General features: G+C 65.4%; 14 protein-coding genes. 3 read left to right on the forward strand and 11 right to left on the reverse strand.

The annotated features are described in order from the left end of the window. Window positions 1-330 precede the first annotated feature (330 nt). Window positions 331-1065, forward strand: coding sequence for a transcriptional repressor LexA (gene lexA / locus AC3A4Z_RS21740; protein ID WP_498714305.1), 735 nt, complete (start codon window positions 331-333; stop codon window positions 1063-1065). Window positions 1066-1130: 65 nt separating this feature from the next. Here lexA and AC3A4Z_RS21745 read toward each other — a convergent pair whose 3' ends face one another. Further along, window positions 1131-3188 (reverse strand): ATP-dependent DNA helicase, encoded by a 2058-nt coding sequence (locus AC3A4Z_RS21745; protein ID WP_498714307.1) that lies wholly within the window; start codon window positions 3186-3188, stop codon window positions 1131-1133. Then, window positions 3181-4761 (reverse strand): GTPase HflX, encoded by a 1581-nt coding sequence (gene hflX, locus AC3A4Z_RS21750; protein ID WP_498714309.1) that lies wholly within the window; start codon window positions 4759-4761, stop codon window positions 3181-3183. Before hflX ends, AC3A4Z_RS21745 begins: the two co-directional genes overlap by 8 nt. A gap of 425 nt (window positions 4762-5186) precedes the next feature. On the opposite strand from hflX, the gene AC3A4Z_RS21755 reads away from it, so the two are divergent. Continuing rightward, window positions 5187-5810, forward strand: coding sequence for a class I SAM-dependent methyltransferase (locus AC3A4Z_RS21755; RefSeq protein WP_498714311.1), 624 nt, complete (start codon window positions 5187-5189; stop codon window positions 5808-5810). Here AC3A4Z_RS21755 and dapF read toward each other — a convergent pair. From dapF to AC3A4Z_RS21785, 6 genes are all read right to left on the reverse strand, one after another. Then, window positions 5782-6726 carry a diaminopimelate epimerase gene (dapF, locus tag AC3A4Z_RS21760; RefSeq protein ID WP_498714317.1) on the reverse strand — a complete coding sequence of 315 codons (945 nt, stop codon included), beginning with the start codon at window positions 6724-6726 and terminating at the stop codon, window positions 5782-5784. The genes AC3A4Z_RS21755 and dapF overlap by 29 nt on opposite strands. Window positions 6727-6778: 52 nt before the next feature. Continuing rightward, window positions 6779-7675 carry a tRNA (adenosine(37)-N6)-dimethylallyltransferase MiaA gene (gene miaA / locus AC3A4Z_RS21765; protein ID WP_498714320.1) on the reverse strand — a complete coding sequence of 299 codons (897 nt, stop codon included), beginning with the start codon at window positions 7673-7675 and terminating at the stop codon, window positions 6779-6781. Window positions 7676-7677: 2 nt separating this feature from the next. Beyond that, window positions 7678-9273, reverse strand: coding sequence for a tRNA (N6-isopentenyl adenosine(37)-C2)-methylthiotransferase MiaB (miaB, locus tag AC3A4Z_RS21770; protein ID WP_498714322.1), 1596 nt, complete (start codon window positions 9271-9273; stop codon window positions 7678-7680). Between the two features lie 3 nt (window positions 9274-9276). Further along, window positions 9277-9915 (reverse strand): regulatory protein RecX, encoded by a 639-nt coding sequence (locus tag AC3A4Z_RS21775; RefSeq protein ID WP_498714326.1) that lies wholly within the window; start codon window positions 9913-9915, stop codon window positions 9277-9279. 3 nt (window positions 9916-9918) lie between these two features. Beyond that, a complete protein-coding gene (recA, locus tag AC3A4Z_RS21780) occupies window positions 9919-10974 on the reverse strand; it encodes a recombinase RecA (protein ID WP_091418086.1) in 1056 nt (351 codons plus the stop codon). A 191-nt stretch (window positions 10975-11165) separates the two neighbouring features. Next, the gene (locus AC3A4Z_RS21785) at window positions 11166-11390 is read right to left on the reverse strand and encodes a DUF3046 domain-containing protein (protein ID WP_050055659.1); all 225 of its coding nucleotides are present in this window, start codon (window positions 11388-11390) and stop codon (window positions 11166-11168) included. A 41-nt stretch (window positions 11391-11431) separates the two neighbouring features. Between AC3A4Z_RS21785 and AC3A4Z_RS21790 the strand changes: the two genes are divergently transcribed. Continuing rightward, window positions 11432-11938: a MarR family winged helix-turn-helix transcriptional regulator gene (locus AC3A4Z_RS21790; RefSeq protein WP_498714329.1), complete on the forward strand. Its 507-nt coding sequence runs from the start codon at window positions 11432-11434 to the stop codon at window positions 11936-11938. A gap of 146 nt (window positions 11939-12084) precedes the next feature. On the opposite strand, the gene AC3A4Z_RS21795 is transcribed toward AC3A4Z_RS21790, so the two are convergent. The 3 genes from AC3A4Z_RS21795 to pgsA form a co-directional block, all read right to left on the reverse strand. Beyond that, window positions 12085-12537, reverse strand: a complete 453-nt coding sequence (locus AC3A4Z_RS21795) for a helix-turn-helix domain-containing protein (RefSeq protein ID WP_050055661.1) — start codon at window positions 12535-12537, stop codon at window positions 12085-12087. Between the two features lie 150 nt (window positions 12538-12687). Further along, a complete protein-coding gene (locus tag AC3A4Z_RS21800; protein ID WP_493970560.1) occupies window positions 12688-13182 on the reverse strand; it encodes a nicotinamide-nucleotide amidohydrolase family protein in 495 nt (164 codons plus the stop codon). Further along, window positions 13179-13820: a CDP-diacylglycerol--glycerol-3-phosphate 3-phosphatidyltransferase gene (pgsA, locus tag AC3A4Z_RS21805; protein ID WP_493970559.1), complete on the reverse strand. Its 642-nt coding sequence runs from the start codon at window positions 13818-13820 to the stop codon at window positions 13179-13181. The genes AC3A4Z_RS21800 and pgsA overlap by 4 nt, the downstream gene beginning before the upstream one ends. Window positions 13821-13842: the final 22 nt, after the last annotated feature.

The following is a 13842-nucleotide window of genomic DNA, read 5'->3' on the forward strand; positions in this document are numbered from 1 at the left end:
AGCTGACATGAACTGAGCCCTCCTGGACCTGACCGTGCTGCCCGATGTTCCCTCAGCGCCGCGGCCGCTGGATCCGGAACTGGTCCGGGTTTTCGAACGGCTTCACGCTGAGTAGAACAAATGTTCGAACTTTGCTTTCTCTGTTTTAGCACTTATCAACGAATAATGTCGAGACTCGCTAGAACAAATGTTTGAAAATGCCAAGTGGCTGGCCTAGCTTTGAAGACAAGAACAACCACCTCTGAAGTTGATCAGCAGGGTCTGACAATTACGGCGGCTACTCCGGGTCCAGGCCGCAAAGCCGGGGCAAACTGAAAGGCATTGGCGAATATGGCAGCAGCAGCCGCCGGGGGCAGGGCAACCTCCCAACCGAAGAAGACCGCCAAGGGCCTGACGCCGCGGCAGAAGAAAATCCTCGAGACCATCCAGCGCTCGGTCAATGACAACGGTTACCCGCCGTCCATGCGGGAAATCGGCGACACCGTGGGCCTCGCGAGCCTCTCCAGCGTCACCCACCAGCTCTCGCAGCTGGAAAAGCTCGGCTACCTCCGCCGCGACCCTAAGAGGCCTCGCGCCATGGAGGTATTGATGCCCCTGACGCTGGATGGAGGTGCGCCCAAGGCGGCAACGGAGCCGTCCAGCCTTCTGCCGGGCAGCAGCGCCACGGTGACCGAACTTCCCACCGCCATGGACACCGCCATGGTTCCCCTGGTGGGCCGGATCGCCGCCGGCGGTCCCATCCTGGCCGACCAGGTGGTGGAGGATGTCCTGCCGCTCCCCCGCCAGCTGGTGGGCCAGGGAGAGCTGTTTATGCTCAAGGTCGCCGGCGATTCCATGGTGGACGCGGCGATCTGCGACGGCGACTGGGTGGTGGTACGCCGCCAGGCGGACGCGGCCAACGGCGATATTGTCGCAGCGCTGCTGGACGATGAAGCTACCGTCAAGACCTTCCGCCAGCGTGACGGCCACACCTGGCTGCTTCCGCAGAACACGCAATACGAACCCATTTTGGGCGACCACGCCACCATCATGGGCAAGGTTGTCTCAGTGCTCCGCTCGCTCTAGTCGGCCCGGTACGGCCGTCTTGCCGGCAGCGCGAAGGCGCTGCCGGCAAGGCGTAGGCGTTTCCGTCAGGCGTTCTCCTGCGCGAGCCGCTCAAGTGCCGCGATCGCCGTCGTACGGTCCGTTGTGGACCAGAAGGGCGGCATCGCGCCGCGAAGGAATCCGGCGTAGCGTTCGGTGGCCAGCCGGGAATCCAGTACCGCCACCACGCCTTTGTCCCCGGTGGAGCGGATGAGGCGGCCGGCTCCCTGGGCCAGGCGGATCGCAGCGTGGGTGGCCGAAACAGACATAAAGCCGTTGCCGCCCGCCTGCGCCACAGCGCGGGACCGTGCAGTCATCAGGGGATCGTCCGGCCGCGGGAACGGAATCCGGTCAATGACCACCAGCCGGCAGGACCCGCCCGGTACATCGACGCCCTGCCACAGGGACATGGTGCCGAACAGGCAGGTGTCGGGTTCGTCCGCGAACTGTTTCACAAGCGCCGTCATGGTGGAATCGCCCTGGCACAGGATGGTCATCCCCAGCTTTGGCCGCAGCACATCGGCTGCTTCCTCTGCCGCGCGCCGGGACGAAAAGAGGCACAGTGCACCGCCGTTGGATGCCTGGATCAGGGCTTCGAGCTCTGCCAGTGCCTCCGGCGACACGCCCCGGCCCGGCTTGGGCAGGTGGCCCGCCACGTAGAGGATGCCCTGCTTGGGATAGTCAAAAGGTGAGCCGACGTCAACACCGGACCAGCTCGGCGCCCCCTCCCCGACGAGGCCAAGCCCGCCCGCTGCGGGCTCGAACGCCGAACCGATGGCCAGGGTCGCCGACGTCAGCACCACTGTGTGCCCCGCGAACAGGCCCTCCCGCAGGCGGCCCGCGACGGAGAGCGGGGCTATGTTGACCAGCGCAGGAGCCGTCTCGTCCGGTTGGGAATAGCCCTGCTGCGGGTCAAACGAGCTGGCCCGGGAGAACCACACCACTTCCCGGTTCTCCCGGCCTGCCAGTAGTCGTTCACAAAGTTCCAGGATGAGCATCAGCCGGGAGCGCGCAAGCTGCCGCCCGCCGTCGGCCGTTGTGCTGCTGTCCCCCTTTGAGTCGGACAGGGCGGCCCGGCAGGCCTCACGCAGCTGGTCCACGCAGTCCAGCTGCTCATCATTCAGGCCGTTCGGCAGCAGCCCGTTGGGGACACCCGCCAACGCAACCTCAAGGTTGGCTGCAGCCGCGTTCAGAGCGTCCACGGTGATGGCCGTGTGCTTGCGCGCACCGGCAGCGGCGGCATGGACCATGGCCACCGAGAGCTGGCCGGACACCGCGCCGGTCACCCGGTCCTGGAGCTCGTGGGCCTCGTCCACCACCACCACATCGTACTCCGGGAGCACGGCCAGGCCTTCAAAAGCGCTGACGGCGAGCATGGCATGGTTGGTGACCACAACGTCGGCGTCGGCGGCGTCCTGCCGGGCCAGCTCGCTGAAGCATTCTGCCGCCATGGGGCACTTCTGCGCGCCCAGGCACTCCATGGAGGTGACCGAGACCTGCCGCCAGGCGCGGTCCGTGACGCCGGGCAGAAGCTCGTCCCGGTCCCCGGTGGTGGTCTTTTCCGCCCACTCCCGCAGCCGGACCACTTCCTTGCCAAGCTGCGAGGCGGGACCGCCCACCGCCGCAGCGAAATGCGGGACGCTGGTGTCCTCCCCCAGGGAAAACAGCTGGCCCTCGGAGGGTTCCTCCGAGGGAAAACCGCCTTCGAGTTTGTGCACGCAGACGTAATTGGACCGGCCCTTGACCAGCGCCACCTTGACGGGCCGGTCCAAGGCCGGGGTGATGGTTTTCAGGAGCCGGGGCAGGTCCCTGCCCACGATCTGGGTCTGCAGGGCAAGCGTTGCGGTGGACACCAAGGCAGGCTTGTCGCTCTCCAAAGCATGAGCGATCAGGGGAATCAGGTATGCCAGCGACTTTCCCGTGCCGGTGCCCGCCTGGACGAGCAGGTGGTCTCCGGTTTCGATGGCCCGGGCAACGTGCCTGGCCATTTCGTGCTGCCCGGTCCGGCTTTGGCCGCCCATGCCTGCTACGGCCCGGTCGAGCAGTTCGATCACGAACTGCTCGCCGGGCGCAGCTGTGGCTTCGTCGGCCACGGCGTCAGTCATGGGTGACGAATGATTCCAGTTCAGCCGCAAGGCCTTCCCGGACTTTGACTACTGCCCGGGTGCCGGCTTCATCGTGGTCAACGCTGATGATCTCAGCGTCCGATTCGTGCAGCTTGCTCACCAGGTCACCGCGGTCGTACGGAATGAGCAGGTCGAGCTTGACGGACGGCCGCGGAATGGCCTCACTGATGGCCTGCAGCAGCTCGGGGATCCCTTCCCCGGTGCGGGCCGAGACCACCACGTGCCGTGGTTCGCGCTGCTTCAGCCGTTCCACCACAAACGGATCCGCGGCGTCGGCTTTGTTCAACACGATGATCTCGGGCACCTTTCGGGCGTCCACTTCGCTGAAGACCTTGCGGACAGCAGCGATCTGGCCCTCGGGGTCGGGGTGGGACACGTCCACCACGTGGAGGATCAGGTCCGAGTCCGCCACTTCCTCAAGGGTTGACCGGAAAGCCTCCACCAGTTGCGTGGGCAGCGACCGGACGAAGCCGACTGTATCGGCGAGGGTGTAGCCCAGTCCGTCGGCGGTCTCGGCCTTGCGGACCGTGGGATCCAGCGTGGCGAACAATGCGTTCTCCACGAGAACCCCGGCGTCCGTCAGGCGGTTCAACAACGAGGACTTGCCGGCGTTGGTGTAACCCGCGATGGCCACCGAGGGTACTTCATTACGACGCCGGTTGGCGCGCTTGGTCTCGCGGGCGGGCTTCATCGCGGCGATCTCCCGCCGCAGCTTGGCCATGCGCGTGCGGATCCTCCGGCGGTCCAGCTCGATCTTGGTTTCACCCGGACCACGCGAACCCATGCCGGCTGCTGCGCCACCCACCTGGCCACCGGCCTGGCGGGACATGGACTCACCCCAGCCGCGGAGGCGCGGCAGCAGGTATTCGAGCTGGGCCAGCTCCACTTGCGCCTTGCCTTCCCGGCTCTTGGCGTGCTGGGCGAAAATGTCCAGGATCAGCCCGGTCCGGTCGATGACCTTGACCTTGACGATGTCCTCCAGGCCACGCCGCTGGGATGGAGCCAGTTCGGCGTCCACCACCACGGTATCGGCGCCGGTGGACATCACGATGTCCTTCAGTTCCAGGGCTTTGCCGGAGCCCAGGAAGGTGCCGGGGTCCGGCTTGTCACGGCGCTGTACCAGGCCGTCCAGGACCTCCGAGCCTGCGGTCTCGGCGAGGGCGGCGAGTTCGCGCAGTGAGTTCTCCGCGTCGGCGAGGGTGCCTTCGGACCAAATGCCCGCAAGCACCACACGTTCCAGGCGGAGCTGCCGGTATTCGACTTCGGTGACGTCCTCGAGTTCCGTGGACAAGCCCGCCGTGCGGCGCAGGGCCCGGCGTTCCTCGAGGTCCTGCTGGTCGCCGTCGTATGTTGAATGTTCTTCGTCCAGGCGGGAGATGGCCTGGGCCTGGCCCAGTACGCCTTTTCCGTCGCCGCGCTGCGCTGCGCCCGGCGTGCTGACGGATTTGGCCGGTACGTCCTTGGAGAGAATCCGGTCGATCACGGCCTGGATTTCCTCAGGACTCATGTCCTGGGCGGCTGGATCTGATCCGGTGTTGGGCTGGCTGGTCATGGTCTCCTTTGAAGGTTCGGCATTTCCAGAATAGTGCCGATTGCTGGTGGTTGGGGAAGTATTCGCGCTGGGCTGACGGCCTGCTGTCATGCAGTTCTCCTGGTTGGTCCCGCGAGGCAGCAAATGGGCCGGCGGGTGGCGGCCGCCTCACGGAGGCGACGACGAAGGAAGTGCCGGAGCATCAGCGAAAGGGACAGCAGGAGGCTGACTTTCGAGTATTGTCCGGCGGCCGGAATAACGCTTGGGCGTGGTCCGGTGCACAAGTGCGGAAGGCGTGAACGCCTGCTTCGCTGTGGGACAGTTTCTTCGGGACGGGCGTGGCCCGTGCCGGCTACTCGAAGATCAGGAACATGCCTTCTACCCTAACAGAGCCGTCCCATATGCAGTTTCCCATTACGCTGCAAGGGGAACTACTCTGGCCAGTTATGGAGTCCGCTCACTATTTCAGTTCATCCCCCACCGGCCCGTTTACCCGCAAGCCGCTCACTGTGGAACTGGCAGGGGAAACACGCAGGCTGCAGACTTCAAGCGGCATCTTCAGCCCGGACGGCATCGACAAGGGAACTGCAGTGCTCCTCGCCGAGGTCCCTGCCCCTTCGCCTACCGGCAACCTGCTGGATATCGGCTGCGGCTGGGGTCCGATCGCGCTGACCATGGCCCTGCGGGCGCCCCATGCGCAGGTTTATGCTGTGGACGTCAACGAACGCTGCATTGCCTTGACCAACGAGAACGCGGCGGCCCTGGGACTGTCCAACGTGGTGGCCAGCACGCCCGGGGACGTGGATCCGGACGTGCGTTTCGACACGATTTGGTCCAATCCGCCCATCCGGATCGGGAAGGACGAACTCCATTCCCTGCTGACGCTGTGGCTGCCCCGCCTGGCACCGGGTGGAACTGCCTGGCTTGTGGTGCAAAAGAATCTTGGCTCGGACTCGCTGCAGCGGTGGCTCGCGGCAGAACTGGATGGTTCCTTTGCCGTGAGCCGGGAATCAACGTCCAAGTCGTTCCGGATCCTGAAGGTCAGGAAAGCGTCCCTGTTGCCACAATAACGGCGGGTCCGCTGAGCTCGACGTGTTCGTGGCCTCCGGGGCCGGCGAAGAACTTCACGCCCACCACGCCGCCAGGGACGTTGACGCGCCAGGTGTCCGGAGCTTCAGCTCCTGCCCAGTGCCGGATGGCCACGGCGGCGGCGCACGCGCCAGTACCGCAGGACTGCGTCTCCCCCACGCCGCGTTCGTGCACGCGCATGGTGACGGAACCCACGCCGTCGTGCACCAGCGGCTCGGCCGGGACAACAAACTCCACATTGGTGCCGTTCACGGGCACGGGGTCCACCACAGGGGCGGTGTACAGCCGGGTCCCGGCGAGTTCCGAAAGTTCGGCGAGGGCAACAACGGTGTGCGGGTTGCCCATGCTGACGGACAGCGCCGGCCGCGGGACTTCCAGCCCGTCGGCCGTCACGAGCGAATCCATCGCCTTGGCCGTAGCCTCGCCGGGGAAGATGAACTCCCACGGACCCATGTCGACGGCGTAATCCTCGCCTGTCCGCACCACTGTCTTCGCGCCGGCGCGGGTGCCGATGGTGAGTGCGCCGCCGTCGGGCAGGTCAACCAGGCCCTCCGTGCGCAGGAAGTGCACAAAGACGCGGACACCGTTGCCGCACATTTCGGACAGTGACCCGTCGCCGTTGCGGTAATCCATGAACCATTCGGCACCAGGGACGGCAGCGAGCAGTTCCCGGCCCTCCGGAAGGAACCGGGACGGGACCGCCCGGATGAGGCCGTCACCGCCGATGCCGCGGTGCCGGTCGCACAGTGCGGCCACCTGCTCAGCGGCTATGGTGTGTTCTCCCTCGGGATCGGCCACGAGGACAAAATCGTTGCCGGTGCCGTGGCCCTTGGAAAAGCGCAGCCCGCCCAGCGTTCGGAAGGCGTGCGTGGTTGACTCGGCAAGGGTTGCATCCATGGTGTTAAGGGTACCGGCCGGGAAGCGCAGGCCCGAAACCGGGCAGCGCCCGTTAGCTGCAGAACGCGGCCGCGCGGGACGTCAGCGCGGGGTCCTGCCAGTCCAGCCAGCTGATGCGCGGGTCGGCACGGAACCAGGTGAGCTGGCGGCGGGCGAACTGCCGGGTAGCCACGATGGTTTCTTCGGCGGCCTCACCGACTGTTGTGCCGCCGTCGAGCACGCGCAGGAACTGTGCGTAGCCGAGGGCACGCGGCGCCGTTTTGCCCTGCCGGAGGCCTCGGGCTTCGAGCCGCTCAACTTCGGCAAGCAGGCCATCGTCCACCATGCGGTGCACACGAAGGGCCAGCCGCTCACGCAGCTGTTCGCGGTCGACGCTCAGCCCGATCTGCACCGCAGGCTGGACGTACTCCCGCTGCGGCATAAAGGAACTGAACGGGCGGCCCGTGAGCTGATGGACCTCCAGCGCGCGGATGATGCGCCTGCTGTCGGACAGCCGGCCGGCGGACACCGGATCCACGGCCTGGAGCCGGGCGAGCAGAGCCTCGGCACCCTGGGCTGCCAGGTCATCCTCAAGCTGCTGCCGCACCGCAGGATCGGTTCCCGGAAATTCCAGGACGTCCAGCGCGGCGCGTACGTACAGTCCGGAACCGCCGGCAAGGATGGCACGTTTGCCGCGTGAATGTATATCCGCGATGGCGGCCCTCGCCTGCTCCTGGAACTGGGAGACGCTGGCCTCCTGGGTCACATCCAGGATGTCCAGGAGATGGTGCGGTACTCCCCTGCGTTCGGCCAGGCTGATTTTCGCCGTGCCGATGTCCATGCCCCGGTAGAACTGCATGGCATCGGCGTTAATCACTTCGCCATCGAGTTCCAGCGCCAGGTTGACGGCAAGGTCGGACTTGCCTGAGCCGGTGGGACCGACGACGGCGATAACCGGCTGGGCGCCCACTGTCAGCGGGTGCGCACGGGCAGAGAGGGCATACCGAGGGACACCCCGGCCCGGCCGTTACCGCTGCCGCTGCCCGGGGCGGGAACGCCGCAGGACTCGGCCTGCGACCTGTCCCAGGCGTCGCCGGCGCGGGACCGGCGAAGGCTGTAGTCCTCAAGGGTTGGATCGGCCACGAGGTGGAAGGCTGCAGCCTCCGTGATGGTGACCGTGACGAGGTCGCCCGGTCGCGGTGCCGGCGCGCCGTCAGGTACTGAGAAGTGCACCAGCCGCTGGTCCCGGGACCGGCCGGAGAGGCGGTGGGTTTCCCCGGCCTTGCGGCCGGACTGGGCGGTGACCATGACCTCCACCCTGCGGCCGAGCTGCTTCCGGTTTTCCTCTGCGGCGATGCGGTCCTGCAGGGCAGTAAGCCGTTCGAACCGCTCCTGCACCACAGCCTTGGGCAACTGGTCCGGCAAGTCGGCGGCGGGGGTCCCCGGGCGCTTGGAGTACTGGAAGGTGAAAGCCGTGGCGAAACGGGACTTTTCCACCACGTCCAGGGTGGCCTGGAAGTCTTCTTCAGTTTCACCCGGGAAGCCGACGATGATGTCCGTGGAGATCGCGGCGTGGGGAATCTTCTCCCGGACCTTGTCCAAAATGCCGAGGAACTTCGTGGACCGGTAGGAACGCTTCATGTCGCGCAGGACTTTGTCCGAGCCCGACTGCAGCGGCATGTGCAGCTGCGGCATCACGTTGGGCGTCTCAGCCATGGCGTCGATGACGTCGTCCGTGAACGCGGCCGGGTGGGGGCTGGTGAAGCGAACCCGCTCAAGCCCTTCAATATCGCCGCAGGCACGAAGGAGTTTGGAGAAGGCCTGCCGGTCGCCAAACTCCACGCCGTAGGAGTTCACGTTCTGGCCCAGGAGGGTGACTTCGATGGCACCGTCGTCAACCAGGGCCTGGATCTCCGCGAGGATGTCGCCGGGACGGCGGTCCTTCTCCTTGCCGCGCAGGGACGGAACGATGCAGAACGTGCAGGTGTTGTTGCAGCCGACCGAAATGGAAACCCAGCCCGAGTACACGGAGTCGCGCTTGGTGGGAAGCGTGGACGGGAACACGTCCAGGGACTCGAGGATTTCCAGCTGGGCCTCGTGGTTGTGCCGGGCCCGTTCCAGCAGGGCAGGCAGGGCACCGACGTTGTGCGTGCCGAACACGGCGTCCACCCACGGAGCCTTTTTCAGGATTGTTTCGCGGTCCTTCTGCGCCAGGCAGCCGCCCACCACGATCTGCATCCCCGGGTTGGCCGCCTTCACGGGGGCGAGGATGCCGAGGTTGCCGTAGAGCTTGTTGTCGGCGTTCTCCCGCACGGCGCACGTGTTGAAGACCACCACGTCAGCCTGGCCGCCGTCTGCCGGCACGTAACCGGCATTTTCCAGCATTCCTGCCATGCGCTCGGAATCGTGCACGTTCATTTGGCAGCCGAAAGTACGGACCTCGTAGGTGCGGGACTTCTGGGCCAGGTTGTCCGGAGCGGCAACTGCCTGGGCCGCGTCAGGGTCCGGTGAAGCGCCGCCTGATGAGGCGTCGGGGCCGGAAAGTGGGGAGGGAATGGTCAAACTCACCTGTTAAGGGTACCGGTTCACCGGCTCGTCATGGTCTGGAGCCGCCCGGGCATCCAGGACCTCGGAGACAATGCGGAAAGCCTGCGACGGCTGGTAGCCCTTCCGTGCGAGCATCGATGCCAGCCGGCGCGTGGCCTTATCCCGCTCTGCCCGGTCCGCCAGGTCAACGCCCGACCGCAGCTTCCGCTCCACCAGGCTCCTCGCGGCCGTCTCCTCATCAGCGTCCGAAATCTGCTCCAGAGCTGCCTCGGCGGTTTCCTGCTGGACGCCCTTTTCCGCGAGCTCCCGCCGGAGCGCGCCCTTGGCCAGCTTCCGGGACTGCGAACGGCTCCGCACCCACGTGTCGGCGAAATCGGCATCATTGACCAGGCGGGCTTCTTCGAACTTGTCCAGTACCGCCTCGGCAACATGCTCCGGAATGTTCCGCTCGGCAAGCTTGCGGGCCAGTTGAAGCCTGCTTTTCGCCGATGCGGCCAACTGCCGGTACACAATGTTCCGGGCCACCGAAAAGGGATCAGGCTCGGCATCCTCCGAGGCGGGCGAGTCCGGATCCGGCCCGTCCTGGAACGCATCAGCAGAAAAGGCAGCGCGCCGCCCGCCGGTCCTGGACCGGCGGGGACGCGCGTCGTCAGTACCGTTCAAGGGCTAGAACCCGTCTACGGCCTTCAGCTTCGGGGAGTCCTTGGACTCGGCCTCTGCCGGCTTCACACCAACGCCGAGCTTTTCCTTGATCAGGCGCTCCAGCTCGGCGGCCAGCTCCGGATTGTCGCGGAGGAACCGGCGGGAGTTTTCCATACCCTGGCCCAGCTGGTCACCGTCGTACGTGAACCAGGAGCCGGACTTCTTGATGATGCCGTGCTCAACACCCATGTCGATGATGCCGCCCTCGCGGGAGATGCCCTGGCCATAGATGATGTCGAACTCGGCCACCTTGAAGGGCGGGGCCATCTTGTTCTTGACGATCTTGGCCTTGGTGCGGTTGCCCACCGAATCCGCGCCCTCCTTGAGGGTCTGGATGCGTCGGACGTCGATACGGATGGAGGCGTAGAACTTCAGGGCCTTACCACCGGTGGTGGTCTCGGGGGAACCGAAGAAAACACCGATCTTTTCACGAAGCTGGTTGATGAAGATCGCCGTGGTTTTGGTCTGGCTGAGGCGGCCGGTGATCTTACGCAGGGCCTGGCTCATCAACCGGGCCTGGAGGCCAACGTGGCTGTCGCCCATGTCGCCCTCGATTTCCGCGCGGGGCACCAGGGCGGCAACGGAGTCGATGACGATGACATCCAGGGAGCCTGAACCGACCAGCATGTCCATGATTTCCAGGGCCTGCTCACCGGTGTCCGGCTGGGAGACCAGGAGAGCGTCCGTGTCCACACCGAGCTTGGCGGCGTACTCCGGGTCCAGGGCGTGCTCGGCATCGATGAAGGCGGCGATGCCGCCCAGCCGCTGGGCGTTGGCCACCGCATGCAGTGCAACGGTGGTTTTACCCGAGGATTCCGGACCGTAGATCTCCACGACGCGGCCGCGGGGAAGGCCGCCAATTCCCAGGGCCACGTCCAAGGCAATGGAGCCGGTGGGGATGACCTCGATGGGGGCCCGGACTTCGTCGCCGAGCCGCATGACTGAGCCTTTACCGAACTGCTTGTCGATCTGGGCCAGCGCTGCTTCGAGCGCTTTTGCACGATCCGGGGCTGCCGCCATGGTTCACACCTCTAATGCTTTCTCGCTTTGGAGTGGCCTCAGTGGCCGTTTATTGGTCATCTCTGACGCTAATGGGACCCACTGACATTCCGGCCGGAGGACGGCGGCTATGTGGATAACCCGCTAGGAAAAGCATAGCTTTACCCGAACAGGTATTCGAACAATAGCCCGGCGTGTCAGACGGATTCGGTCTATTCGGCCCGGGGCTTGATGTCCCGGCCGAGCCGGCGCTCGGCGGGAACGTCCTGGACATCGCAGACCGCCAGCCAGACCTTGCGGGGCTCCACTCCGGCGGCCAGCGCCTGGTCCGCAGTCCGGCCGCCCACTCCCGCAAGAACAAGGGTGCTGCTAAGGACCCGCGAGTAGCCGGCGCCAAATTCATCGTCCATAAGTCGCCAATAGTCGCTGATTCGCACCTGTTGAGTCTCTCATGATCCCGGACCCTAGAATTGTTGCCATGAGCAACTCCCCTGCCGCCCCGACCCCCGCAGCCCGCGACGACGATGACCTGGTGGACGCCGCACTGCAGAACGTGGAGCACCAGATCAGCGTCTTCTGGCGGCGCGCACGGGCCATCTCCAACCAGCTCTCCCGCCAGGTCCATCCGGACATGGAACCGGCTGCCTACGGTCTGCTGACGGTGATACGGCGGGAGGGCCCCATCCGGCTTACGGACCTGGCCATGAACATCGGCGTGGGCAAGCCGTCCGTCAGCCGCCAGATTGCGTTCCTCGAAAGCATCGGGCTGGTTTCGAAGGAAGCTGATCCGCTGGACGGACGCGCGCAGGCCATCCGGCTCACTCCCAAGGGCGAGGAAAAGATGCACCAGGTCCAGGACGCGCGCCGGGAGGTCTTCCGGGAGCGGCTGGGTGAATGGCCGGTGGAGGACTTGCAGGAACTTGCCCGGTTTATGGCCAAGCTCAATGCAACCTATGAGCGCGACGGTTTCACGCAGGACATGTAGGCCAAAACCCCGGAGAGACCAAACCCTGCAGACGCATGCAAGCAAGGGAGCTGCCGGCCCCGGAAAAGTGACAGGAAACACAGAAAGCCCCCGGCGGGCTGCCGGGGGCTTCGTGTGCAGGATTCCGCCGCCTGGCGGATCAATCCTTACCGGGCGCCTGAAAGGAGGCCGGTTGAAAGTTCGTCATTGAGTTCGTTGTTCAGGTCGCGCTCAAGGTCGCGTCCGTAACGCTGGGAGAATTCCTGCGGTACGGTGTCCGGGACGGCTACGCCTTCGGCTACTGCCACGCGGTCGCTGACCTCGCGGAGCATGCTGGACAACGGAACGTCCAGGGCCGAGCAGATGGAGGACAGCAGCTCGGAAGATGCTTCCTTCTGGCCGCGCTCCACTTCACTGAGGTACCCCAGGGACACGCGGGCGCTGTGCGAAACCTCACGGAGCGTTCGCCCCTGACGCTGGCGAACATCGCGCAGGACATCACCGATTTCGTGACGAAGTACTACCATCTTGCGCTCCTTCTGTTCGCTCTTAGCCTGATCGGCGAGGCCCACATCCTTCCAGCGGACAACGCCGTTTACGGATACGGGCTGCTTTACCATCTGTATCGCCTTGCTCCTCGTTAAGTCCGGTCCGCCGTGAGGCGAACCGTGGTGATTTCATCCTAGGCGCCTCCGCTCTTCGGAAGCGACACAATGTAATAACTAATCGGTACCGGCTTTTGTTCCCGCCAACTTTACAGCCCGGTAACTTCAGGACGCCAGGGCCTCGATCAACCGTTCCAGCGCAGCCCCGCAGGCCTGGCCGCGGATATCTGCCCTGCTCCCTGAAAACGCATACTCGTAGGCGGTTGTTCCCGCTGCCGTGGCGACGCCGATGAACACAGTTCCCACCGGTTTTCCGTCGTGTGCTTCCGGCCCGGCAACGCCCGTAGTGGAGACGCCGATGTCGGCGCCAAGGGCGATGCGTGCACCCTCCGCCATGGCCGCGGCCACACCGTTGTCGACGGATCCCGCGCTGGCCAGCAGTTCCGCGGGAACTTTCAGCACGTCCGCTTTGACGGAGTTCTGGTAGGCCACCACACCGCCCTGCAGCATTCCCGAGGCGCCCGGAGTGTCAGCGAGGACTGCCGACACCATGCCGGCAGTGAGCGATTCCGCTGTGGCCACGGTGCGTTTTAGCTCCATGGCCTGCCGGACTGCCTGCTCAGCCAGATGGTGAAGCGAGAGATGCTGCTGGTTGGTCATGCCGGATCCTGTCCGCTGGTGGTTCCTTGGCCTTTGCCCTTGGCGCGCAGGCGCACAGCCTCGACAACATACTCGACACCGGTCCAGACGGTGATGGCCACGGCCACCATCATGACGGCGAAGGCCACCCAGGTGAGCCACGGTGCAATGGCGCCCAGCGGAAGCAGGTACAGGAAGATGGCCGCCGTCTGGACCACGGTTTTGAGCTTGCCGCCCCGGGAGGCGGGGATGACGCCGTAACGGATGACGAAGAAACGAAGGGCGGTGACGCCCCATTCGCGCACCAGGATCACCAGGGTGGCCCACCAGGGCAGCTCGCCGAGCACGGACAGCATCACCAGGGCAGACCCAATGAGCAGCTTGTCCGCGATAGGGTCGGCGATCTTGCCGAAGTCGGTCACGAGGTTCCGGCTCCTGGCGATGTCGCCGTCGAGCTTGTCAGTGTAAATCGCGACGGCGAACGCGGCCGCCGCTGCCCAGCGCCAGGGCCCGGACTCGCTGTGGAGGCCGGGCGCGTCCGCGATCAGGAACCAGACGAAGAACGGCACCAGCGCGATGCGGAGCATGGTCAGGACATTGGGAAGGTTCCAGACCCCGGCACGGCTGGAGCCGGCGGCGGTTGCATCAGTGCTAGTCACCTTTCTAGGCTACAGTCTCGGG

Source organism: Arthrobacter sp. Soil_C_49, assembly GCF_057656635.1.